23 protein-coding genes are annotated in these 22,070 nt (G+C 70.6%); 15 read left to right on the top strand and 8 right to left on the bottom strand.

The window, feature by feature from the left end:
• The first annotated feature begins 23 nt into the window (after positions 1 to 23).
• A complete protein-coding gene (locus tag ACFY3V_RS10390) occupies positions 24 to 779 on the top strand; it encodes an FCD domain-containing protein (protein WP_350945368.1) in 756 nt (251 codons plus the stop codon).
• Here ACFY3V_RS10390 and ACFY3V_RS10385 read toward each other — a convergent pair.
• Complete coding sequence (locus tag ACFY3V_RS10385) at positions 708 to 2,201, bottom strand: sulfatase (protein WP_362899940.1); 1,494 nt, start codon at positions 2,199 to 2,201, stop codon at positions 708 to 710. The genes ACFY3V_RS10390 and ACFY3V_RS10385 overlap by 72 nt on opposite strands.
• A gap of 111 nt (positions 2,202 to 2,312) precedes the next feature.
• On the opposite strand from ACFY3V_RS10385, the gene ACFY3V_RS10380 reads away from it, so the two are divergent.
• Positions 2,313 to 3,332 (top strand): LLM class F420-dependent oxidoreductase, encoded by a 1,020-nt coding sequence (locus ACFY3V_RS10380; RefSeq protein ID WP_389772033.1) that lies wholly within the window; start codon positions 2,313 to 2,315, stop codon positions 3,330 to 3,332.
• 91 nt (positions 3,333 to 3,423) lie between these two features.
• Here ACFY3V_RS10380 and ACFY3V_RS10375 read toward each other — a convergent pair whose 3' ends face one another.
• Together ACFY3V_RS10375 and ACFY3V_RS10370 are read right to left on the bottom strand one after the other, a co-directional pair.
• Positions 3,424 to 4,599 (bottom strand): hypothetical protein, encoded by a 1,176-nt coding sequence (locus tag ACFY3V_RS10375; protein ID WP_389772030.1) that lies wholly within the window; start codon positions 4,597 to 4,599, stop codon positions 3,424 to 3,426.
• Positions 4,596 to 5,114, bottom strand: coding sequence for a sigma-70 family RNA polymerase sigma factor (locus tag ACFY3V_RS10370; protein WP_362899934.1), 519 nt, complete (start codon positions 5,112 to 5,114; stop codon positions 4,596 to 4,598). The genes ACFY3V_RS10375 and ACFY3V_RS10370 overlap by 4 nt, the downstream gene beginning before the upstream one ends.
• Positions 5,115 to 5,473: 359 nt before the next feature.
• Between ACFY3V_RS10370 and ACFY3V_RS10365 the strand changes: the two genes are divergently transcribed.
• Together ACFY3V_RS10365 and ACFY3V_RS10360 are read left to right on the top strand one after the other, a co-directional pair.
• Positions 5,474 to 6,124 carry a response regulator transcription factor gene (locus ACFY3V_RS10365; protein ID WP_350945363.1) on the top strand — a complete coding sequence of 217 codons (651 nt, stop codon included), beginning with the start codon at positions 5,474 to 5,476 and terminating at the stop codon, positions 6,122 to 6,124.
• An 84-nt stretch (positions 6,125 to 6,208) separates the two neighbouring features.
• Entirely contained in the window at positions 6,209 to 7,036 is an 828-nt protein-coding gene (locus ACFY3V_RS10360; protein WP_389772027.1) for a DUF4328 domain-containing protein, read from the top strand.
• A gap of 51 nt (positions 7,037 to 7,087) precedes the next feature.
• Here the strand turns inward: ACFY3V_RS10360 and ACFY3V_RS10355 are convergent, their stop codons facing one another.
• Together ACFY3V_RS10355 and ACFY3V_RS10350 are read right to left on the bottom strand one after the other, a co-directional pair.
• Positions 7,088 to 7,354: a DUF6504 family protein gene (locus ACFY3V_RS10355; protein WP_350945361.1), complete on the bottom strand. Its 267-nt coding sequence runs from the start codon at positions 7,352 to 7,354 to the stop codon at positions 7,088 to 7,090.
• A gap of 71 nt (positions 7,355 to 7,425) precedes the next feature.
• Positions 7,426 to 8,181, bottom strand: a complete 756-nt coding sequence (locus ACFY3V_RS10350) for a GntR family transcriptional regulator (protein ID WP_350945360.1) — start codon at positions 8,179 to 8,181, stop codon at positions 7,426 to 7,428.
• Positions 8,182 to 8,568: 387 nt separating this feature from the next.
• Between ACFY3V_RS10350 and ACFY3V_RS10345 the strand changes: the two genes are divergently transcribed.
• The 7 genes from ACFY3V_RS10345 (at position 8,569) to ACFY3V_RS10315 (ending at position 16,006) form a co-directional block, all read left to right on the top strand.
• The gene (locus ACFY3V_RS10345; RefSeq protein WP_389772023.1) at positions 8,569 to 9,684 is read left to right on the top strand and encodes an ABC transporter substrate-binding protein; all 1,116 of its coding nucleotides are present in this window, start codon (positions 8,569 to 8,571) and stop codon (positions 9,682 to 9,684) included.
• Positions 9,681 to 10,559, top strand: a complete 879-nt coding sequence (locus tag ACFY3V_RS10340) for an ABC transporter permease (RefSeq protein ID WP_389772020.1) — start codon at positions 9,681 to 9,683, stop codon at positions 10,557 to 10,559. The genes ACFY3V_RS10345 and ACFY3V_RS10340 overlap by 4 nt, the downstream gene beginning before the upstream one ends.
• Complete coding sequence (locus ACFY3V_RS10335; protein WP_350945357.1) at positions 10,547 to 11,401, top strand: ABC transporter permease subunit; 855 nt, start codon at positions 10,547 to 10,549, stop codon at positions 11,399 to 11,401. Before ACFY3V_RS10340 ends, ACFY3V_RS10335 begins: the two co-directional genes overlap by 13 nt.
• Positions 11,398 to 12,543 (top strand): ABC transporter ATP-binding protein, encoded by a 1,146-nt coding sequence (locus ACFY3V_RS10330; RefSeq protein WP_362899926.1) that lies wholly within the window; start codon positions 11,398 to 11,400, stop codon positions 12,541 to 12,543. Before ACFY3V_RS10335 ends, ACFY3V_RS10330 begins: the two co-directional genes overlap by 4 nt.
• Positions 12,533 to 13,195 (top strand): HAD family hydrolase, encoded by a 663-nt coding sequence (locus ACFY3V_RS10325; protein WP_389772015.1) that lies wholly within the window; start codon positions 12,533 to 12,535, stop codon positions 13,193 to 13,195. Before ACFY3V_RS10330 ends, ACFY3V_RS10325 begins: the two co-directional genes overlap by 11 nt.
• A gap of 37 nt (positions 13,196 to 13,232) precedes the next feature.
• Entirely contained in the window at positions 13,233 to 14,981 is a 1,749-nt protein-coding gene (locus ACFY3V_RS10320) for a serine/threonine-protein kinase (protein ID WP_362899922.1), read from the top strand.
• 62 nt (positions 14,982 to 15,043) lie between these two features.
• Positions 15,044 to 16,006, top strand: coding sequence for a quinone oxidoreductase family protein (locus ACFY3V_RS10315; protein WP_389772011.1), 963 nt, complete (start codon positions 15,044 to 15,046; stop codon positions 16,004 to 16,006).
• 16 nt (positions 16,007 to 16,022) lie between these two features.
• Here the strand turns inward: ACFY3V_RS10315 and ACFY3V_RS10310 are convergent, their stop codons facing one another.
• The 3 genes from ACFY3V_RS10310 to ACFY3V_RS10300 are packed head-to-tail and all read right to left on the bottom strand — an operon-like array spanning position 16,023 to position 18,836.
• Positions 16,023 to 17,132 carry a helix-turn-helix domain-containing protein gene (locus tag ACFY3V_RS10310; RefSeq protein ID WP_362899918.1) on the bottom strand — a complete coding sequence of 370 codons (1,110 nt, stop codon included), beginning with the start codon at positions 17,130 to 17,132 and terminating at the stop codon, positions 16,023 to 16,025.
• Positions 17,132 to 17,935, bottom strand: coding sequence for an ABC transporter permease (locus ACFY3V_RS10305; RefSeq protein ID WP_389772008.1), 804 nt, complete (start codon positions 17,933 to 17,935; stop codon positions 17,132 to 17,134). The genes ACFY3V_RS10310 and ACFY3V_RS10305 overlap by 1 nt, the downstream gene beginning before the upstream one ends.
• Complete coding sequence (locus tag ACFY3V_RS10300) at positions 17,904 to 18,836, bottom strand: ABC transporter ATP-binding protein (RefSeq protein ID WP_389772005.1); 933 nt, start codon at positions 18,834 to 18,836, stop codon at positions 17,904 to 17,906. Before ACFY3V_RS10300 ends, ACFY3V_RS10305 begins: the two co-directional genes overlap by 32 nt.
• A gap of 176 nt (positions 18,837 to 19,012) precedes the next feature.
• On the opposite strand from ACFY3V_RS10300, the gene ACFY3V_RS10295 reads away from it, so the two are divergent.
• From ACFY3V_RS10295 to ACFY3V_RS10280, 4 genes are all read left to right on the top strand, one after another.
• Complete coding sequence (locus ACFY3V_RS10295) at positions 19,013 to 19,846, top strand: patatin-like phospholipase family protein (protein ID WP_362899912.1); 834 nt, start codon at positions 19,013 to 19,015, stop codon at positions 19,844 to 19,846.
• A 189-nt stretch (positions 19,847 to 20,035) separates the two neighbouring features.
• Positions 20,036 to 21,070 carry a 1-acyl-sn-glycerol-3-phosphate acyltransferase gene (locus ACFY3V_RS10290; protein WP_389772002.1) on the top strand — a complete coding sequence of 345 codons (1,035 nt, stop codon included), beginning with the start codon at positions 20,036 to 20,038 and terminating at the stop codon, positions 21,068 to 21,070.
• A gap of 41 nt (positions 21,071 to 21,111) precedes the next feature.
• A complete protein-coding gene (locus tag ACFY3V_RS10285) occupies positions 21,112 to 21,363 on the top strand; it encodes a hypothetical protein (RefSeq protein WP_389771999.1) in 252 nt (83 codons plus the stop codon).
• 100 nt (positions 21,364 to 21,463) lie between these two features.
• On the top strand, positions 21,464 to 21,994 hold the full coding sequence (locus ACFY3V_RS10280) for a hypothetical protein (protein WP_389771996.1): 531 nt from the start codon (positions 21,464 to 21,466) through the stop codon (positions 21,992 to 21,994).
• Positions 21,995 to 22,070: the final 76 nt, after the last annotated feature.

Raw genomic sequence — 22,070 nt, 5'->3', positions numbered from 1 at the left:
TTTCTCCACAAGAGGAGGTCCTCTTGAGCGGTTGGCAGCCGGTCCGGCGCACCCGGACGTTCGAGGAGGTGATCGCCCAGATCGAGCGTCGTATCGCGGACGACGGCCTCAGGGTCGGGGATCGCCTGCCCGGCGAGCGGCAACTCGCCGAGCAGCTACGGGTGAGCCGGTCGTCGGTACGTGAGGCGATGCGGGTGCTGGAGACGCTGGGAGTGGTCTCCTCGCAGGTCGGGCGGGGTCCCGATGCGGGGGCCCTCCTCATCTCCAGGCCCGCCGAGGCCCTGAGCGACCTGCTCAGGCTGCACCTCGGGCTGGCGAACCTGTCACTGGAGGAGGTCGTCGACGCCCGGTTGATGATCGAGAAGTGGTCGGTCTCGCACGCCGCCGTCCACGGGGCCGACCTGTCCGCCCTGACCGCCGCGCTGGAGCGTATGGACGCCACCACGACGGCCGAGGAGTTCGTCGAGCACGACACGGCCTTCCACGTCGCCATCGCCGAGGCCTCGGGCAACAGGCTGACCACCGCGATGATGCTCTCCCTGCGCGACTCGCTCCGCCGCTACGCGGTCGAGGCGGTCGAGCGCCTGGGCGACACCGCGGGGCTCATGGCCGACCACCGCCGGATCCACCGGGCCATCGCCGCCGGGGACGCGGCGGAGGCCGCCTCCGCCGTCGAGGACCACCTGCGACGGGCCTACCCCGGCATCTCACGTCCCCCACGGGCTGAGAATGACGAGGGGCTTGAAGGGCAGCAGGGGCGGTCTGACCGAGTCGGCTGAGCGGCAGGAGGCGCCCGAGCAGGAGACCAGGGCGTCGAGTTGCCGGTTGAACTCGGCGATCACCGGGAGCGGGATCTCCGCGGCGAGGTTGTGGAGCTGGTAGGGGTCCCTGACGACGTCGTAGATCTGGTACTCGCCGGTGGAGTAGCGGACGAAGGTGCTCTGGGCGGTCCGCATCCCCTGGTAGGCGGGGACCGGGGTCTGGCGGGCCGAATCCGGGCTGGTCGGGCGGTAGAACTCCAGCAGCACGTTCTGCCGCCACGAGGGCGGCGTCTCGCCCCGCAGGAGCGGCAGCAGGGAGCGTCCCTCGGCGAAGTCGGGGAGGGTGACCCCGGCGAGCTGCGCGAACGTCGGGGCGAGGTCAATGCTCGCGGCCATGTCGCCGACGACGCGGCCCGCCTGCACGCCGGGTCCCCTCACCAGCAGCGGCACCTTGATCGACTCGTCGAAGGGTGTGGTCTTGCCCTGGGCGAGCCGGTGCTGGCCCAGGTGGAACCCGTTATCGGAGGAGAAAAAGATATACGTTTCGTCGAGCTTGCCGGAGGCCCTGAGCGATTCGACGAGGGCGCCGACCATGTCGTCCACGCCGAGCATCGCCCGGAGCCGGTCCCGGTAGTGCCGGTCGATCTTGCGGACCCTCGCGGCGTCGAACGGCGGGAGCGACCTGAGCCAGAGTGGCTCGGCGCTGACATCCGCCTGGTCGAAGGACGGGGTGCGCGGAGCCACCACCCCGGAGAAGGCGGCCTCGTGCCGGGGGGCGTAGTTGGCCGGGTTGTGCGGGGCGACCGGGGCGAGATACAGGAAGAACGGATCCCGGCTCGGCTGGGAGACGAACGCCCTCGCCTTCGCGCTGAGCACGTCGGTCAGGTAGTCCTGCGGCGCGAAGCCGTATTTCCGCAGCATGCCGTTCTCGTTGAGCGTGTAGCCGTACTCCTCGTACAGCCTGCGCACCGGCACGTCCCACTCGTCCCAGCCGGGAGGCACGTGGGTGGCGGAGGTGGCGCCGCCGGGATAGTGGTTGAGGTATTTGCCCATCAGCCCGGTGCGGTATCCGGCCGACTTCATCCAGGTCCCGATGTTGGAGCGTTCCAGGCCGGATGTGTAGTACTTGGTGAACCCCCCTTCGGGGGCGGTGTTGGTCAGCACGCCGTGGCTGTGCACGTACTGGCAGCGCATGATCGACGCGCGGGAGGGGCAGCACCAGGAGTTCGGCACGAAGAACCTGTCGAAGCCGGTGCCGCCCTGCGCGAGGAGGTTCCAGATGTTGGGAAATCTCCGTAGATCACCCGCCTCCAGGTCGTCGACGAGGACGAACAGGATGTTGGGCCGTCCCTGCGCGTGCGCCACGGCCGGGATCGTTCCCATGGCGGCGAGGGCGAGGAGCGACACCAGGGAGAGGAGTTTGCGAGCGGCGTTGAGCACAGAAGCACGCTTCCCGGAAGACAGAATCTCGACACCTCACACTCGACCGACCAATATAGAACGTGTTCTAATTGCGGGATCCGTCCGGCGCCGCGTCGCGAGGAGAACCCCGTGAGCACCGACCTGAAGCTCGGCCTGAACCTCGGCTACTGGCAACGGAACGCCGACGACGCCACCGAACTCGTCCAGACCGCGGAGCGATTGGGCTATGAGTCCGTCTGGACCGCGGAAGCCTACGGTAGCGACGCCTTCACTCCCCTGGCCTGGTACGGCGCGCGGACATCCCGCATCAAACTCGGCACATCCGTGGTGCAGATCTCCGCCAGAACCCCGGCGGCGACCGCGATGACCGCGATGACCCTGGATCATCTCACCGGCGGGCGGCTGCTGCTCGGTATCGGCGCGTCGGGGCCCCAGGTCGTCGAGGGCTGGTACGGGAACCCGTTCCCCAGGCCGCTCGCCCGCACCCGCGAGTACGTCGAGATCATGCGCAAGGTGTGGCGCCGTGAGGAGCCGGTGACCAGCGACGGCGAGCACTACCCCCTCCCCTACCCGGGAGGCGCGAACCTCGGCAAGCCGCTGAAGCTGATCACGCACCCGCTGCGCGCCGAGATCCCCCTCTACCTGGGCGCGGAGGGGCCGAAGAACGTCGCGCTCGCCGCCGAGATCGCCGACGGCTGGCTGCCGCTGTTCGTGTTCCCCGAGAAGATCGAGCGGATGTACGGCCCCTCGCTCGCCGGCGCCGACCCCGGCTTCGACATCGCCGCCATGGTCATGACCCTCATCACCGACGACGTCCGAGCGGCGCTGGACGGGGTGAAGATGATGCTCACCCTCTACATCGGCGGTATGGGGGCCAAGAGCCGCAACTTCCATGCCGACATCATCGGCAGGATGGGCTACGCCGAGGCCGCCGAGGAGATTCAGGCCCTCTACCTGGCCGGACGCAGGGACGAGGCGTTCAACGCGATCCCCGACGAGCTGGCCGACGGCATCTCCCTGGTCGGCCCCGCGGGCCGCATCCGCGAACGCCTTGAGCTGTGGCGTGACAGCCCGGTGAGCAACCTCCTGGTGATGGGCCCTCGCGACGAGGCCTCCCTGAAGACCGTCAGGGACCTCGTCCTGGGCTGAACCGTCCCGGGCGGCGCCGCTCCTCCTCGCATCCTCCTCGCGCGAGGACCGCCCCGCCGCCCGCCGGTCTCGCCGCGCGGCGGGGCGGACGTCACCTCCGGACGCCGACCTTCCCCACCCAGCCGGACTCCTCATAGGCGATCCTGAGGCCCTTGCGGAAGGGGAGGTGCGCGGAACGGTCACCGGTACGGGGGCTCTCGTCCGGGCCCGTGTAGACGAAGGCCAGCAGGCGCGACCCCGACTCGTCGACGACCAGGGTGTGGTGGCCTTCGGCCGTGGTGACGGCGAAGCCGGTGCGCCCGAGCGGGTCGAGGACGTCCTTCTCCAGGACGATTCCGGGCTGGGCCGCGAGAACGCGCAACGTCGCGGCACGCGTGGCCGGGCTCGCGGGTGAGGCGAGCAGGTACCGCGCGGCGTCGAAGACGAAGTCCGGGAACGGCCCGTCCCGGTGGGCCGAGCGGAGCCACCGCTCCAGCTCTCCGGCGTCACCGGGCAGGTCCCGCACCTCGTCCATGGTCAGCGTCTCGCTCCCGACCCGCCACCGCAGCGAGAGCCGGGAGAAGTCCTCGGTACGCGGCCCGGGCCACAGTGCCGGGGCTCCCTTCGCCCTCCATGCCGCCTTCGCGGCATCGGTGGCGAAAGTGATGTCCACATCCTGGTTGGACACGACCCGCCCGGCCCGGCCGTCATACCAGGACTCGTCGGTGTGGGCGACGGTCGCGCCGGACCCGACGGGTTCGAAGGTCCTGGTGCGCTCGAACCAGTACCGGCCTTCCGGGGAGGTCGTGCGCGCCGCCGTCTCCGCACCCGTCAGCAGGAACGACCGGGCGTCGAGCGTGACCACCGGTGTGCCGGGGGTAGCGGCCGGGAGCGAGCCGGAGGTCTCGGGGTGCCGTACCGGGGAGGTGCCCGAGGCCGGGTCCGGGGAGGCGATCGCCGCGGTCCGGCCCCCGCCCGGCCCCCGCAGCCCGACCGTCCCCGTCATGACGGCGGGCACCGTCACGGCGGCGGCCAGCCCGACGAGGGCGCCGGTCAGCACGATCCCGGGGGTGAGGCGGAGACGGGACAGGGGGCGGGAGGCGTCGAGGGGCACGCGGGAGGACACGGAATCGGAAGCGCGACCGGACGCATGATCGGACGCGCGACCGGGTTCGGACACGGCCGTCGCGAAGGCGCGGGCGAGATCGGCCTCGCGGCGCCGCCGGTGGGCGTCCTCGGTGAGTGCGTCCGGGCGCAACGCGCGGACACGTTCGTCGACGTCGTTCAAGGCTGCTCCTGCAGGGTAGTGGCCGGGGTGAGGTCGAGTGCCTGGGACAGGCGGCGGCGGGCGCGATACAGGCGGACGGTGAAGGCCCGGGCGGAACAGCCGGCGAGCTTGGCGGCGTCGGCCGGAGCCAGCCCGTACCAGCTGGCCAGGATCACCGCCTCGGCGTCCAGCTCGGACAGCCCGGCGAGCGCCGCGAGGGCCGCCTCGCGCTCGGCGACCTGCTCGGCCACCCGCTCGGTCACGTCGCCCTCCGAGGACAGCTCCGCCAGCCGTTCCACCAGTGCCCGCCGTCGCAGCCCGGAACGCCGCTGCCCGCGCAGCAGGTTCCGGGCGACGCCGAGCAGCCAGGGCAGCGGCGGCTCCGGCAGCTCCTCCAGCTGCCGCCAGGCGATCAGGAACGTCTCGCTCGCGATGTCCTCGGCCGCCTGCCGCTCCGCGCGCAGCAGCGTGTAGCCGAGCACGCTGCGATAGTGCTGGTCGTACAGCGCGGTGAATCGCGCTTCTGGATCATCCACACCAAGGAGTGCCTTTCCCGGCCCCCCGATCACCGGCCGGGAAGAGAAAAGTTATCCGGCACCCTGTTTCCCCACCCACCCGCCTCGGCCCGCCCCTGCCTTCTCCACGCCCTCGCCCGCGTGGATCGCCGGTCTGACACCGTCCGGCGCCATGGTCGTTCCTAAGCGCTTGACCAGCCCGGCTCCCTCAAGGACAACGTTCACGCGAGCACTTTCCCGCGCGGAGGACGGCGGCAGATCGACCGATCGTCTCCACGCCCCCGGACGGGATCGGCCGAAAGGGCGATTCGCCGTCGCTTACCGGCACATCGGCCGGATGCCCGATCCGGAACCGCCCGTGGGCTGGCACAATCCAACAGGTGACGATTCGGGTGCTCATCGCCGATGACCAGGAACTGGTGCGGACCGGGTTCCAGATGATTCTGGACGCCCAGCAGGACATGGAGGTCGTGGCGACGGCCGCCAACGGGGCCGAGGCCGTCGAGCTGGCACGACGGTTACGACCGGACGTGTGCCTGCTCGACATCCGCATGCCCAAGCTGGACGGTCTGGAGGCCACCCGCATCCTCGCGGGGCCGGGGGTGGCGGACCCGATGAGAGTGGTGATCGTCACCACCTTCGACCTCGACGAGTACGTCTACGGCGCGCTGCGCGCGGGGGCGACCGGTTTCCTGCTCAAGGACAGCGGGCCGACGCTGCTCATCGAGGCGATCCGGGCCGCGGCGGCCGGGGACGCGCTGGTGTCGCCCTCGGTGACCGTGCGCCTGCTCGAACACCTCTCCCACCCTCGGGCCGGTGGCGTACGCCCGCCCAGCGAGCCCCTCACCGAGCGCGAACTGGACGTCGTGCGACTGGTCGCCAGGGGGCGGACCAACCAGGAGGTCGCCGCCGAGTTGTTCGTCTCGCTGTCGACCGTGAAGACCCACCTGGGGAGCATCCAGGCGAAGCTGGGCGCGAGGAATCGGGTGGAGATCGCCGCCTGGGCGTGGGAGTCCGGCATCGTCGGCTGAGCAGGGCATCCGCGCTGATTAGCGGGAGCGCTGACGGGATAGGAAAAGGGGCAGGTCCTCAGCGCATGGCGGGGGGAGATATACATGCGCTCTATCCCATCTCTACAAAAATCGGCCTCGGCCGTCTATGTCACGCTCACCGCACTGGTGGTCGCGGTCGCCGCCCTGGCGGTGTTCGAACAGGTCCGCGGCCGGCGCCTCGTCCTGGAGATATCCGAGCTCAACGGCGACCCCCACGCCCCCGGAGCCGACGCGGTCTTCGGCGCGGTCACCGTCTTCGCCATTCTGATCATGTTCTTCGCCGCATCCGCGATCGCCGCCGTCGCCGCGTACCTGAACTGGCTGCTCCGCGCCCGGCAGGGCGCCGACCGGCCCGCGGTGGCGCCGGTGCTGGTGAGCTGGTTCGTGCCGGTGGTCAACCTGGCCGCGCCCCCCGTGCTGGTCGACCGGCTGTGGCGAGCCTCCCGGCCGCCGCTGGATCGCCGCCTGCGCTGGAAGGCGCTGCTCACCGCCTGGTGGCTGAGCTGGCTCGTCGCCTCCGCGCTGGTGTTTGCACGGTTGTGGCCGGGGGCGCCCCAGGGCGGCACGAGCCTGACCGGGTTCGGCCTGACCGAGCTGATCGCCGTCGCGACCGCCTCCCTGCTGTGCGCGACGACCGTGCGGCAGATCACCGGGATCCAGGCCGCGGGCGCCGGGCACCGGCGGCGGACCAGGCCGGAGCGCCGCCTCCCGGCGAAGGCGACGGAGACGGTCCCGGTGAAACCGACCTCGGTGCAGCAGGACCGGGTGAAGCGAAACCCGGTGAGATCGGTCCCGACCTCGCCCGCGAAGGACCCCACACTTTCCGAGGCACTCTCACCGGAGGTCTCCGGGCAGGAGCAGCCCCAGGAGGTCCATCCCGCCGGGCAGTGAGCACCGCCCCGCCCGATGGAAGGCACGCGGGAGGCGTGCCGGGGCGGGGCGTCACTCCCAGGCCCTGATCAGCAGCCAGCCCTCGCCCGCGGTGTCGAACCTGAGCTCGTAGGTGCCGGCCCGGCCTCCCGAGGCGGCCTCGACCCGCCAGAACCGGCGCTCGCCGGGATCACCGGCGGAGGTCTTCCACCACTCGCGTGCGACGACCCAGTGGTCGAGAACCCTGCCGACGGCGTGGAGGCGATCGCCCCAGACGAACTGGACGGGCTGCCCGTCGCGGATCCACACTTCGACGGGGTCGCCGTAAAGTCTGCTCAAGACGCTCTTCTCCCACGGCTTTCCGATGAGCACCCGGGGGAAGACGGGTCTGGCGTATCGAACATACGTTCTCACGGGGCCGGGCGCAAGTCCCCCATCTGCCGCACGAGCGGATTGGCGTCCACCGAGTTGCGGATGCTGAAGGTGACGCTGCCCGCGCGGTAGCGGTCGTCGGACCACTCGACGGGCCGCCCCTCGTGGGTGGTGGTGACCCGGCGCTGGCGCAGCAGCGGGCTGCCCCTGCGCACGGCGAGCAGCCTGGAGTCCTCGACGCCCGCGGCGACCGCGTCGATGAGGTGCTCGCCGTAGGCGAAGACGAGGCCGACGCTCTCGTAGAGGGCCTGGGTGACCGACTCGCAGCCGGGTTCGATGCGCTCGACGGCCGGGGCGATCCACCCGGCGTAGACCGTGCGTTCCAGCATCACCGGCTCACCCTCCAGGGAGCGCAGCCGCAGCACGAAAAGCACCGGATCGCCCGGCTGGAGGGCGAGCCTGGCGGCCTCGGTGACGTCGGCGCCCCTGCGGCGCTGCTCCAGCATCCGCCCGCTCACCCGGTAGCCCATCGCCCGCGCCCACTGGGCGAAGCTGTGCAGCTCGGCGAAGCTCTGGCTGCGCTCACGGCCGAGCACGATGCGTCTGGCGCCCTGGCGGGACCCGACCAGGCCCTCGGTGGCGAGTACGGCGACCGCCTGGCGGATCGTGCCGCGCGAGGCCGCGAAGCGGGCGGCCAGCTCGGCCTCCGAGGGGAGCTGGGCACCCACGGGGTGCTCGCCTCGCATGATCGCGTCGCGCAACTCCTCCGCGATGCCCATGTACCGGGCCGTCACCTCCGCCCCCCTTCCGGCGTACCCGCGAACCCCACGGCTCTCTCCCACGCACCCCCGCACACCCGGTGACCGTGCAATCTCGCCTCGCCTCTCAAGCCGCCCACTCGCGTCCGGCCCGGCAGGCGTCAACGGAATCCCTCGCTGCGCGCACCATATGTCCGGATGAACCCCACCCTAAACAAGCATTATCGCCGCACATAGCCCTAGTTTCCGCATTTCACCCTTGTACTTCGCCCGTTCACCAAACAGCAACTGATTCACGACATAGGGGGTCTAGCTTGTTTGTACAAGTTCGTCTACTTTCGTGAAATATTGCGCGACACCCCCTTGGGAGACACAGTGATCGCATCCCGAGTTCGCTTTGCAGGCCTGGCCGCCTTCCTCCTGATGAGCGCCACAGCGTGCGGAGCCGCCCCCACCACAGCGGCCCCCACGGCGGGCGCCGACGGCTCCGCGGCCGGAGTGGACGCCAGAACCGCCACCTCCGCCGCCGACTTCGGCGGGCTGGACAAGCTCGTCGAGGCCGCCAAGAAGGAGGGCAAGCTCCACGTCATCGCCCTCCCGCCCGACTGGGCCAACTACGGAAAGATCATCGAGGCCTTCACGGCGAAGTACGGCATCGAGATCGAGAGCGAGACCCCCGACGCCTCCAGCGCCGACGAGATCAACGCGGTGAAGACCCGCAAGGGCCAGGACCGCGCCCCCGACGTGCTCGACATCGGCCAGTCCTTCGCGATCAGCGGCGCCGCCGAGGGCCTGTTCGCGCCGTACAAGGTCGAGAGCTGGGACAAGATCCCCGACAACCAGAAGGAGCCGAGCGGCCTCTGGTTCAACGACTACGGCGGCTACATCTCCATCGGCTGCGACGCCAAGAAGATCGACAAGTGCCCGGAGACCTACGCCGACCTGCTCAAGCCCGAGTACAAGGGCAAGGTCGCGCTGAACGGCAACCCCACCAAGTCGGGCTCGGCGTTCGCGGGCGTGTACGCGGCGGCCCTCGCCAACGGCGGCTCCTTCGACGACATCCAGCCCGGCCTCGACTTCTTCAAGAAGCTGAAGGAGACCGGGAACTTCAACCCGGTGGAGACCACCCCGGCCACCATCGAGAAGGGCGAGACCCAGATCAGCATCGACTGGGACTACAACAACGCCGCCTACGCCCCCAAGATGGCCGAGAAGGGCATCGACTGGAAGACCGTCATCCCCGACGACGGCAAGTACTTCCAGCTCTACGCCCAGGCCATCAACAAGGACGCCCCGCACCCGGCCGCCGCGCGCCTGTGGCAGGAGTTCCTCTACAGCCCCGAGGGCCAGAACCTCTACCTCGGCGGCTTCGCCCGCCCGGTGCTGCTGCCCGCGATGAAGGCCGACGGCACGGTCGACGCGACGGCCGAGGCCAACCTCCCGCCGGTCGAGGGTGACCCCACCTTCCCGACGGAGGCCCAGGTCAACAAGGCCAAGGAGGTCCTGGCCGACGGCTGGGGCGCCGCGGTCTCGGGATGACGGTCCCGGCCGTCACGGCCGCCGCCCCGCGCGGCGGCCGTCCTCGCTCCAAGAACTGGGTGGGAGCCCTGCCGCTGCTCGTCGTGACGGCGGTGGCCTTCGGGATCCCGGCGCTCACGCTGCTGGTCGGCGCGTTCACCGTCAAGGACCCGGTGACCAAGGTCTCCTCCCTCGGCACCGCCAACCTGTCCAGAAGCCTGCAGGGCGCCTACCTGAACGCCCTGATCAGCAGCGTTCAGCTGTCGGCCGTGGTGGCGGTCGCCGCCGCGGTCGCCGGGACGTTCCTCGCCCAGGCCGTCGTCACCTCCCGGTTCACCGCCCTGCGCGAGGCCGTGCTCACCTTCTCCGGGGTGCTGGCCAACTTCGGCGGCGTGCCACTCGCCTTCATCTGGATCGCCACCCTGGGCAACTCGGGGGTGATCACCACCGCGCTGGGCCTCGGCCCCGGCGTGCTGTACAACTTCTGGGGCCTCACCCTGGTCTACATGTACTTCTCGGTGCCGCTGATGGTGCTCGTCGTGACCCCGGCGCTGGACGGCCTGCGCCCGCAGTGGCGGGAGGCGGCGCAGAACAACGGCGCCACCACCTGGCAGTTCTGGCGCTACGTCGGCGTCCCGGTGCTCACCCCGGCCCTGCTCGGCGGCGTCGTCCTGCTGTTCGGCGGCGCCTTCGCCGCCTACGCCACCGCCTACGCCATGGTCGGCAGCACGGTCCCCCTGGTCACCCTGCAGATCGCCGAGGCACTCACCGGGGACGTCCTCATCGGGTACGAGAACGTCGCGCTTGCCCTGAGCCTCGACATGATCGTCGTCGCGCTGCTGGTGATGGCGGTCTACCTGCCGCTGCAGAAGAGGAGCTCCCGATGGTTGCGGTAGCGACCCTGCCCGACGTCACCCCGGGTCCCGCCGCCACCGCCCGCCCCGGAGCGCGGCGGGCCTGGCGCGGGATCGTGCTGGTCGTCGCGGCGGTCTACTTCGTCGTGCCGATGGCAGTGTCCTTCTGGTTCACCGTCTACTCCGAGGGCCAGGGCTTCTCGCTCGCCGCCTACGGGCGGATCCTGTCGGCGCCCGGCTTCGTTCCCAGCCTGCTGCTCTCCCTGGCACTGGCCGCGGCGACCATCGTCGCGGTGCTGCTGCTCACCCTTCCCGCCATGCTCGCCGTACGGCTCGGCGCGCCCCGGCTGCGGCCCGTGCTGGAGGTGCTCTCCACGCTCCCGCTGGTCGTACCGCCGATCACCTACGTGGTCGGCATCAGCACGGCGCTGCGTGACGGCGTCGAGGCGCTGGCCGCCACACCGTTCTGGGCGACGCTCATCGCCATCCAGAACGAGAGGTTCCCCTTCGTCCTCGTGCTCGCGTACGTGATGCTGACGCTGCCGTTCGTCTACCGGTCGCTGGACGCCGGGCTACGCGCGATCGACGTGCGGACGCTGGTGGAGGCGGCACGCAACCTGGGCGCCTCGTGGCCGTACGTGTTGTTCCGCGTGATCATCCCCAACATCCGCTCCTCCATCGCGAGCGCCTCGTTCCTCGCCCTCGCGCTGGTGCTCGGCGAGTACACCGTCGCCGCCCTGCTCGGCTACCAGACGTTCCCCGTCTGGATCGTCACCATCTCCGGGAACGACGGACAGCTCTCCGTCGCCCTGTCGATCATCAGCCTGCTCCTCATCTGGCTGCTGCTGCTCACCCTCTCGGGTGCGGGAAGGAAACGCCGATGACCGTCGAGTTCCGGGGGCTGCGTCGCGCGTTCGGCCGCACGGTGGCCCTGGACGGCCTGGACCTCATCGTCGAACAGGGCGAACTGATGGCCCTGCTCGGCCCCTCCGGCTGCGGGAAGACCACCGCGCTGCGCTGCGTCGCCGGTTTCGAGCACCCCGACGCCGGAGCGGTGCTCGTGGACGGCAAGGACATCACCCGGGTGCCCGCCAACCGGCGGGACGCGGGCATGGTCTTCCAGTCCTACAGCCTGTTCCCCAACCTCAACGCGCGGGACAACGTGGCCTTCGGGCTGCGGGTGCGCAAGGTGCCGACCGCGAAACGGCACGCGCGGGCGGACGAGCTGCTGGAGCTGGTCGGCCTGCCGACGCACGCCCAGCGCTACCCGCACGAGCTGTCGGGCGGCCAGCAACAGCGTGTCGCCCTGGCCAGAGCACTCGCGCTGGAACCACGCGTACTGCTGCTCGACGAGCCGCTGTCCGCGCTGGACGCCAAGGTCCGCGTCTCGCTGCGCGAGGAGATCCGGCGCCTCCAGCTCGAACTGGGTATCACCACCATCTTCGTCACCCACGACCAGGAGGAGGCCCTCTCGGTCGCCGACAAGGTCGCGGTGCTGCGTGCCGGACGGCTGGAGCAGTGCGGCCCACCGGCCGAGGTCTACGACCGGCCCGCCACCCCGTTCGTGGCGGAGTTCGTCGGCGCGATGAACCACGTCCCCGGCCGGCTGTCCGGCCGGGAGGTGACCGTGATGGGGAAACTCATGCCGGTGGACGGCTCCGTGCCGTCCTCGCCCGACGTCGACGTGCTGGTACGCCCGGAGGCCGTGCTGGTCACACCCTCCCCGGAAGGGAACGCCACGGTCGTGGCGTCGTCCTTCCGCGGCTCCACCGCCCGGCTGCGGGTGCGGGTGGGCGAGCTGGAGGTCCTCAGCGACGTGCCGGGACACGACGCGGTACGCCTGGCGCCGGGCACACGGGTGGACGTCTCCCTCGTGCAGCGGCCCGTGCTCGTCGCCGCGCGCACCGCCCCCGCCCCCGTCCTCACCCCTGAGGGCTCCCCGGACTCCGCGACGCCCGCCGCGTCGTCGAGGGCGTCCGGGGCATCCGGAGCGTCCGAGTCCGAGGACGTCGCGGGTGTCGGGTGAGCTCAAGGCCGTTCTGTTCGACATGGACGGCACGCTCGTCGACACCGAGGGGATGTGGTGGCAGGCGTGCCTGGCGGTCGCCGCCGAGCTGGACCTGGAGCTGACGGAGGCCGATGCCGGCCACGTCCTGGGCCGCATGGTCGAGGACGTGGCCGGCTACCTCGCACGGCGCGCACCGTCCCCGCCCGGCGTGGAACGGATCGGGGCGCGACTCACCGAGGCCTTCGCCGGACGGATCTCCGGCGGGGTGACACCGCTGCCCGGCGCGATCCGGCTGCTGGACGAGCTGAGGGCGGAAGGCGTACCCGCGGCACTGGTCAGCGCCTCACCGCGACTCATCGTGGAGATGGTGCTGCGCACCGTCGGGGCGGAGCGCTTCGCCCTGGTCGTGGCCGCCGAGGACACCGTTCGCGGCAAGCCGCTGCCCGACCCGTACCTGCGGGCGGCCTCCGTGCTGGGCCTCGACCCCGCCGACTGCGTGGCCGTGGAGGACAGCCCGACCGGGCTCGCCGCGGCCCGCGCGGCGGGGTGCCGGGTGGTGTCGGTCTCCGGCGGTCCGGCGCCCGAGGACGTGCTGACCGTGGACGGCCTGGAAAAAGTCGGCGTGCCGCTGTTGCGTCTGCTGGTGAGCGGCAGAAGATCGATAGGCTGAAACACCCATGTGACGGCGTAGGCGGTTAGGCACAAAGGTGAGCGACCTCAGTCCCGACGAACCCCTGCAGATAGGCCGATACCGCGTGCTCAGTCGGCTGGGCAGGGGCGGGATGGGCACGGTCTATCTCGGCGAGTCCCCTGAGGGGCAGCAGGTCGCCATCAAGGTCATCAATCCGGAGTACAGCCGGCACGAACGGTTCCGGATGCGCTTCCGCAGGGAGGCCGACGCTGCGCAGCGGGTCCGCAGGTTCTGCACGGCCGCGGTCGTCGAGGCCGCGCTCGACGGCGACCAGCTCTACGTCGTCACCGAGTACGTCGCCGGCCCCAGCCTTGAGGAGGCCGTCGACACGGACGGGCCGCTCCGCGGCTCCAGCCTCGACGCGCTCGCCGTCGGGGTGGCGACCGCGCTGACCGCCATCCACGGCGCCGGAGTCGTGCACCGCGACCTCAAGCCTTCCAACGTGCTGCTCTCCCCCGTCGGCCCCCGCGTGATCGACTTCGGTATCGCCCGCGCGCTGGACACCCTCGGTGGGATGACCGGGACCGGCGAGATCCTCGGCACCCCGCGATACATGGCGCCCGAGGTGCTGCGCGGTGAGCCGGTCTCCGCCGCCTGCGACGTGTTCTCGTGGGGCTGCCTGATGGCCTTCGCCGCGAGCGGGCGGGCGCCGTTCGGCGGCGAGGCGCTGCCCGCCGTGCTGTACCAGGTGCTCAACACCGAACCCTCCCTGGAGGGCATGGAGCCCGCGCTGCGCGAGCTCGTCACCTACGCCCTGACCAAGGACCCGCACAACCGGCCCACCTCGCAGCAGCTCCTCGACCACCTGGTTGGCCGCTCCGCCGCGCCGGAACAGGCCGCCCACTCGGTCCAGGCCTCCTGGCAGGAACTCGGGGAGACGCCTGACGGCGTCCCCTGGAGCGGAACCGGTCCCGGTGGACCCTCGGGTACGCCTTCCAGCCCCGGCCACACCCTCACCGGGCCACCGGAGGGCGGCACCGGTCCCTTCCCGCGCGGCCTCGCGGGCGGGCGGCGAAACCTCGCCGTCGGGGCGGCGGTGGCGGCCCTGCTGGTGGCGGCAGCGGGGATCGGGCTGCGCCTCGCCCTCGCTCCCGGCGGCCCTCCGGAGGACCTCCCCCTGCTCTACCAGGACGACTTCACCCAGAGCGGCACCGGCTGGAGCGGCGGCACCTACAGCCCGTTGACCGGCACATACGGCTACTCCCCCAACGGCTACTACGCCGTCGACGTCAGCGGTTACTCCCCCATCAGGCGGGAGCAGGCCCCGATCCCCTTCGTCTCCGCTCCCCCGGCCACCCCCGACCCCACGGCCAGTCCCATGCCGATCACCCCGAGCCGTATCCTGCTCGGCTCCGACATCACGATCCGCTCCGGCACCGTCGGTATGGGCGAGTACGGGCTGTTCTGTCGGGGCGAGGACGACAACAAGGCGACGCGGTACGAGTTTCTGCTCGACACCTCGGGCAACGCCCGCATCCGCAAGACCGTCAAGAGCGCCGGGGGCGAGCTCACCAAGCCCGTCAAGATCGACCTGCCCAAGGGCGAGGCCGTCCGGCTCACGGCGGAGTGCGCCGGAGTCGAGGGCGGTGTGCGGCTCACCATGTGGGTCAACGACGAGCAGACCCAGTCGTTCCTCGACACCAACCCGCTGCCCAACGGGCTCGTCGGCGTGATCGCCCGGGTGGGCGAGAACAGCGACGCCGTCCTGCGGACCGCGTTCGACAACTTCACCCTGCACGGCCCCGCCCCCACCACACAGCCCTGACGGCGAGTGATCCGCACCCTGCGGGGAACGGGGCATCCGACCGACCGAAGGAGTTCAGCACGATGCGCGCCATAGTCGTCTCCGCCACCGGTGGACCCGAGGTTCTCACCTACACCGACGATCACCCGGACCCCGAGATGAACCCCGGTGACGTCCTGGTTGACGTCGCCGCCTCCGGGGTGAACTTCATCGACGTCTACCACCGGATGGGCCGCTACCCGCTCTCCCTGCCCTTCGTTCCCGGCGAGGAGGGCGGGGGCACCGTCGTCGCGGTCGGCGAGGACGTGCGCGACGTCGCCGTCGGCGACACCGTGGCATGGGCGAACGTGCCGGGCAGCTACGCCTCCAGGAACGTGGTGCCCGCCACCAAGGTGCTCGCCGTACCCGAGGGGGTGACGGCCGAGGCCGCGGCGGCCGTCACCCTCCAGGGACTCACCGCCCACTACCTGACGCACTCCACGTACGAGGTGAAGGAGGGCGACGACGTCCTGGTGCACGCCGCCGCCGGGGGAATGGGCCTGCTGCTCACCCAGATCGCCAAGCTGCGCGGCGCCCGGGTCATCGGCACGGTCTCCACCGACGAGAAGGAGACCCTGGCCCGCCAGGCGGGCGCCGACGAGGTGTTCCGCTACAAGGGCTTCGCCGACGCGGTCCGCGAGCTGACCGGCTCCGGCGTGCACGTCGTCTACGACGGCGTGGGCGCGGCCACCTTCGACGAGAGCATCGCCTCGCTGCGACCGCGCGGCATGATGGCGCTGTACGGCCAGGCCAGCGGCCCGGTCCCGCCGTTCGACCCGCAGATCCTCGCCAAGAACGGCTCCCTCTTCCTCACCCGTCCGACGCTGGGCTCCTACATCGCCACCCGCGACGAGCTCGCCTGGCGCGCCTCCGACCTCTACCGCTGGGTCGCCTCCGGGCAACTGCGGGTGCACGTCTCCGAGCGCTACCCGCTCGCCGAGGCCGCCCGTGCCCACGAGGACCTCGAAGCCCGCCGGACGACCGGCAAGCTGCTCCTGATCCCGTAACGGCGCGGAGGTCCGGTCAGTGCGTCGGCTGGGCGGGCCAGTCCAGGAGCCGGGCGCCCAGGACCGCCGTCTCCAGGGTGAAACGCTGGGTGGGATCGTCCGGCGAGAACCCGGTGAGGCGGCGGATCCGCTCCAGCCGGTAGGTCACCGCCCGGGTGCTGATGTCGAGCCTGCGCGCGGCGGCGGTCTGGTTGCCCTGGGAGGCGAAGACGGCCTCCAGCGTGGCGAGCAGCGGCTCGGGGCCGCCCCGCGCCTCGAGCAGCGGGCTGAGGACGCTCGTCACCAGGTCCTCGATCGCCGTACGGTCCCGCAGCAGCACCGGGAAGACCAACAGGTCGGCGGCTTTGAGCACCGAGGCGCGCAATCCCAGCCTGTCGCCGAACCCGATGGCGTTGACACCCTCCCGATAGGAGGTGACCACCCCGCCTGGGCCCCGGTGCGCCCTGCCGAGCCCGACCCGCCAGCCGGGCGCCAACAACTGACGCACGTGATGGGTGAACTCTCCGGTCACGACGTCGAGGCTGCCCGGCGCCACGCACACGAGCATCCCGTCGCGCACCGTGACCAGCACGTTGTGCGAGCCGAACCGGGCGACCAGCGCCTCCTCGATCCTCCTGGCCGTCCCCTCCGCCTCGCCCGCGAGCCCGCGGACCTCCTCTTCCCCTCCGTGCCCCTCGAACCCGCCGTGCCCCTCGAACCCGCCGTCCCCCGAAGCGACGGCCGCGGCGGCTCCGGTGACAGGGCGGGCGACGGCGACCACGTACGTCTCGGCCATGCGGAGCCCGAAGTGCTCGGCCCGTTCGGCGAGCCTGTCGGCACGGCCCTGGAGCAGGTCGTCGACGAACTTCCTGCGCGCCGTCTCCTCCCGGCGCAACGCCGCCCGCTGGGCGTTCTCGTACCCCTCCATCAGGGCGGAGACCGTACGCCGCAGGGCCGGGAGCGGGGTGGGGGTCACCGACTCGGCCGTCGCCAGCGCGGCCTCGACCAGTGCCCGCACGGACACGCCCCGCTCGGCGGCCAGCGCGCCGACGGCGCGGCAGTCGTCGAGCTCGGCCCGCCCTGGCAGCCTGCCGGTGGCGGCCGCCTCCCGCAACATCCGGAGATGGCCGCCGAGCAGCTCGTCCATCAGACTCCCACGTCACGCCTGTCGAAGGCCGGCATCGCGATCAGGAGCAGCACGACGGTCGCCCCGGCCAGCACGAGATAGTCCCCTACCGGGAGCCCCAGCTGGATCGGCCGACCGTCGAGGTAGTAGTGGAACGGCGAGATCCAGCGCAGCCAGGACACACCGGCCACGTCCTTGCCCATGGTCTCGACCACGTATCCGGCCACGGCGACCACCCCGACCACCGCGAGGGCGACCCTCCTGCGACCCGTCGCGGCGCCGACCGTCAGGCACAGCGTGCCGAAGAAGAGGGCGAGCAGAAAGACGCCGACGTGACCGGCGAGGATCCTGCCGGCGGGTACGCCCATGTCGACGGCGACCGCCAGGCCGAGCACGGCGAGGAAGGTGGCCGCTGCCACGCCGAACAGTGCGAGGGCGAGGGCGGCGAAGCGCTCCAGGACCAGTCGCCTGCGGTCGACCGGGAGGGTGAGGACGAGCTCCAGCGTGCCCGACTCCTCGGGCTGGGCGATCGCCCGGTTGCCGATCACGGCGGCGCACATGATGAACAGCAGCGGCCCGAACAGCTGGTAGACCAGGGTCTGCAGGTAGCCGGAGCCGCTGGTGAATCCCTCCTCCAGGCCGCCCATGAGGTCGCGCATCGCCCCGGGGAACTTGGTCAGCGCCACTTCCCCGTAAAGGTCGGGGTTGCTCTGGATGTTCGGGTAGAAGGCCAGGTACAGCGCGAAGAAGGCGCTGATCCCGATGGTCCAGCCGAGCAGCGGCCTGCGGTAGTCACGCAGGCTCTTCGACACCAGTGCGGGCATCGCGCGCCTCCTCTTCCTCTTCGTGCCGGCTGTAGTAGGTGAGGAAGATCTCCTCCAGGTCGGGCTGGGCGCTGACCATGTGCACCACCGTGAACCTCGCCGCCGCCTTGATCAGCGCGTCCGGGCGGCCGTCGATGGTGCAGCGCACCCCGGCCCCCTCCACCCGCAGGTCCCGTACGCCGGGCAGGTTCTCGAACGCCTCCCGGGGCACCGGGGCGTCGAAGTGGAACTCCACCCGGCGCACCGCCTTCTCCCTGAGCGCGGAGACGTCCTCCACCGCGACCAGCCTGCCGCCGCGCACGATACCGACCCGGTCGGAGACGTCCTCGACCTCGGCCAGCACGTGGGAGGACATCAGCACGGTGCGGCCCGAGGCGCGGACCTCGCGGACCATCGCGAGGAACTCCTGCTGCATCAGCGGATCCAGGCCGCTGGTCGGCTCGTCGAGGATCAGGAACTCCGGCTCGTGCATGAATGCCTGGATGAGCCCGACCTTCTGCCTGTTGCCCTTGGAGAGTTTGCCCATCGGCACCGACAGGTCGGCCTCCAGCCTCTCGGCCAGCTCCTCGATCCGCCCCTTGGGCACGCCGTCGCGCATCATGCCGAGGAAGGCGAGGAACTCCCCCGCCTTCTCCCTGCCCTCCAGAGCCAGCTCGCCGGGCAGGTAACCGATCCGGCTCCGCACACCCGCCTCGCGGGGATCCCTGCCCAGGACCGTCATCCGGCCCCTGGTGGGACGGATGACGTCCAGGAGCAGCCTGATGGTCGTCGTCTTTCCCGCTCCGTTCGGGCCGAGATACCCGAACACCTCCCCCGGTCGGATCTCCAGGTCGAGATCCTCAAGTCCTCGGCGTCCGCCGTAGAACTTGGTGAGCCCTTCGGTCTCCACCACACTTGTCATGCGTCAGATCGTGCCCTCTCGCCGGCGCCTGAGGTCATGTCAGGACCCGGACAACTGGCCGCCTTTTCTTTGCGGGGATCCGGAACCGCCCGGTTCCTCGGCTTCTTCCCGTGGATCCGGAACCGGCGCGGCCTCGGCGGGAATCCGGCGCTCCGGGGCGGGGATATGGTGAGCCCATGAGCCTGGACACTGCCTTCGTACTGGGTGGCGGGGGCGTTCTCGGCGCTCACGAGGTGGGCATGCTGCGCGCGCTCGACGAGGCGGGTATCAAGCCCGACCTGATCGTCGGCACGTCCGTGGGCGCGCTGAACGGCGTCGTGTTCGCCGCCTCCCCCGGTGACGCGGTCGAGCGTCTGAACACGCTGTGGAGTTCCGACATCGTCCGTACGGCGTTCGCCGGGTCCTGGGTGACCCGGCTGTCCACCCTCGCCAAAAGCGGCACCCACCTGCACTCCTCCGAGCCACTGCGCGACCTGCTGGCCAGGACGCTCCCGGTCTCCCGCATCGAGGATCTTCCCGTGTCGTTCCAGTGCGTGGCCGCCTCCGTCGAGCGCGCCGCCGCGCACTGGTTCACCGAGGGGCCGCTCGTCGACGCGGTCCTCGCCTCCTGCGCCGTTCCGGGGCTGCTGCCGCCGGTCCGCGTCGGCGAGGGTCACTATCTCGACGGCGGGCTGGTGCACAGCATCCCGGTCGGCCGGGCCGTCGCGCTCGGCGCCCGGCGGGTCTACGTGCTGCACGTGGGCAGGATCGAGCGTCCCCTGACGGTGCCCCGGCGCCCGTGGGAGGTCGGCATGACCGCCTTCGAGATCGCCCGGCGGCACCGCTTCACCGAGGAGATGGCCACCCTGCCGGACGACATCGAGGTCCACGTGATGCCTTCGGGGGGTGAGTCCCGGCCGGGAATGGACTTCTCCCAGCTGCGATACCGGGATATTTCGCATATATCTAAATACATCGATCGCGCCTATCGGGCCTCGGCCGACTACCTGGCCCGGCAGTCGCCCTCCTGAGCCACGTCACCCGTCCAGCCCGGCATCGATATGCCCCACATCGCGTTGTACGTATACATCGGGGTACCTCACAGAGACATGTCCGCATCAACGTCCATCCGAGTCACACCGGCCTGAGTCACACCGGTGTGAGTCACCCAGCACCCGCACGACCTACACACCGCACATCCACACAGGCAGGAGCCGCTCGTGCTGCCTCCTCGCATCATCCGCCGCCTGGTCCTCGCACCTCTCGTCATCGTGCTCACCGTCCTCGCGGTGCTCACGCTCCCGATCTGGCTGCTGGTGGTGACCGCGGCCTCGCTGCGCCTGCCGCCCCCGCAGCGGCGCGGCACCCGGCTGGTCTGGTTCGCGATGGCGTGGCTGACGCTGGAGTCGATGGCACTGTGCGCCTGCCTGTGGCTGTGGGTGACGAACGGCCTGGGCGGCCGGCTCAGCCGTGACGAGTACCAGGAGCAGCACTACGAGCTGATCCAGTGGTTCCTGTCCAAGATCTACGAGGCCGCGGTGCGGATCTTCCGCCTGAGCGTCGAGGTCGACGAGCCTCCGCCGACCTCCGAGGAGACCTCCCGGCGCCTCACCCGCCCCGTCATCGTCCTGTCCCGCCACGCGGGCCCCGGCGACTCCTTCCTGCTCGTGCACCACCTTCTCGCCCGATACCACAGGCGCCCAAGGATCGTGATGAAGGCGGCCCTGCAGTTCGTCCCCTCGCTGGACGTGGTGATCAACCGTCTCCCCAACGCCTTCGTCCACCGCAAGACCGCGGAGAGCGGCATCCTCGCCGAGATCCGCCGCCTGTCGGCCGGCATGGACGCCGACGACGCCCTGGTGATCTTCCCCGAGGGCGGCAACTTCACCCCGAAGCGCCGCTGGCGGGCCATCCTGAGGCTGGAGCAGAAGGGCCTGGCCGAGGAGGCCGCACGGGCCCGCAGGCTGGAGCACCTGATGGCCCCCCGCCCCAACGGGGCGATCGCCGCCATCGACGCCTGCCCCGAGGCGGACGTGATCTTCGTCGCGCACACCGGCCTCGACGACCTGATCACCTTCGGGGACATCTGGACCCGTCTGCCGCTCAGCGCCCAGATCAAGGCCAAGTGGTGGCGGGTCCAGGCCGCCGACGTGCCCCGCGAGCGCGAGGAGCAGATCCGCTGGCTCTTCGAGCACTGGGAGGAGATCGACGCCTGGATCACCGAGAACCAGCCGGCCCCCGCCCCCACGACCTGACACGCGCCGGCGTCACGATGTGCGTCCGACCACGTCGGCTCGTGACGCCGGTCCGACCACCTAAGGGCCTGAGAGAGATCGTCATCAAACTTGATCACAGCGACAACGACGCCATCACACCCGAGGCCACGGTGGAGGTGCTTCAACCGGCGATCGCCCTCCTACAGAACCTTCCCGAGCAGGACCGGCAAGCCCTCACCGAGCTGATCAGCCAGTTCGTGCACCAGGAAACCAACCCCGAGCGGCAGCCGACAGTCTGGGAAACGCCCGAAACCCTGAGACTCCCGGATTGAAGGGCCACCTGATCCTTGTGAGCCGGCGAACACCACGCGATCACCTCACTGCCGCCGACGTGACTTGTGCCCCCGGTTCGCCGTGCCCGATCGTTGAGGCATGAAGAGCATGAAGAGCATGAAGATCTTAATTGCCCTTGTCGCCATGCTGTTGTTGACCATCCTGAATGGCTGTGGTGTGGCGCGGACACAGGGAGGCGGGCCGTCGGCGTCGCCGTCAGCCTTACTTCCTTGCCCGGAAGCCGCTGAGTCGCTGACGCCTGCCCCTTGCATCACGATGCCCTCCTGGGAGCAAAAGCACGCGGACAACGAGGCATACCGCCAGCGCGGCGCGGTTCCTCCGGAGGTGGCTGCGAAGGCTGAGCCGGTGGCCGAGGCCCTGCGGGGCAAATTCGCCGACCTGCGCGAGCGGGCACTGCACGGCGAGGCCCACGTCGCGAAAGCGGTACGGGCGGTCGCCCCACCAGGGACGAACGTCATCATCAGGGCAGGAGGGGCTCGCTCCGCTGTGGTGTTCGCTATCGAATTGTCGGGAGGATGCCTCACCGGCTTCTACGACGAGCGTGAGTCGAAGGTGGAGGTAGGGGGCTACATCAACGACGGCGGTTGCCTGACGGCTCCCGGTCACTGACCCCTGTTTCCGCCAACATCGCGACCATCCCGGCCGCAGACTCTGCGACCTTGCGCCGTACCCTCACCGGAGCCCA

Source organism: Streptosporangium sp. NPDC000095 (assembly GCF_042899335.1).
In the GTDB taxonomy this organism is placed as follows: Bacteria; Actinomycetota; Actinomycetes; order Streptosporangiales; family Streptosporangiaceae; genus Streptosporangium.
The sequence above is the reverse complement of the archived record's forward strand: the minus strand, read 5'-3'. Positions and strand labels throughout refer to the sequence as shown.

Bases quoted from the DNA above. Each gene is read 5' to 3' on its own strand.
- ACFY3V_RS10315 (WP_389772011.1), top strand. From the start codon at position 15,044: ATGCGCGCCATAGTCGTCTCCGCCACCGGTGGACCCGAGGTTCTCACC.
- ACFY3V_RS10330 (WP_362899926.1), top strand. From the start codon at position 11,398: ATGACCGTCGAGTTCCGGGGGCTGCGTCGCGCGTTCGGCCGCACGGTG.
- ACFY3V_RS10310 (WP_362899918.1), bottom strand. From the start codon at position 17,132: ATGGACGAGCTGCTCGGCGGCCATCTCCGGATGTTGCGGGAGGCGGCC.
- ACFY3V_RS10295 (WP_362899912.1), top strand. From the start codon at position 19,013: ATGAGCCTGGACACTGCCTTCGTACTGGGTGGCGGGGGCGTTCTCGGC.
- ACFY3V_RS10335 (WP_350945357.1), top strand. From the start codon at position 10,547: ATGGTTGCGGTAGCGACCCTGCCCGACGTCACCCCGGGTCCCGCCGCC.
- ACFY3V_RS10340 (WP_389772020.1), top strand. From the start codon at position 9,681: ATGACGGTCCCGGCCGTCACGGCCGCCGCCCCGCGCGGCGGCCGTCCT.
- ACFY3V_RS10300 (WP_389772005.1), bottom strand. From the start codon at position 18,836: ATGACAAGTGTGGTGGAGACCGAAGGGCTCACCAAGTTCTACGGCGGA.
- ACFY3V_RS10360 (WP_389772027.1), top strand. From the start codon at position 6,209: ATGCGCTCTATCCCATCTCTACAAAAATCGGCCTCGGCCGTCTATGTC.
- ACFY3V_RS10345 (WP_389772023.1), top strand. From the start codon at position 8,569: ATGAGCGCCACAGCGTGCGGAGCCGCCCCCACCACAGCGGCCCCCACG.
- ACFY3V_RS10280 (WP_389771996.1), top strand. From the start codon at position 21,464: ATGAAGAGCATGAAGAGCATGAAGATCTTAATTGCCCTTGTCGCCATG.
- ACFY3V_RS10305 (WP_389772008.1), bottom strand. From the start codon at position 17,935: ATGCCCGCACTGGTGTCGAAGAGCCTGCGTGACTACCGCAGGCCGCTG.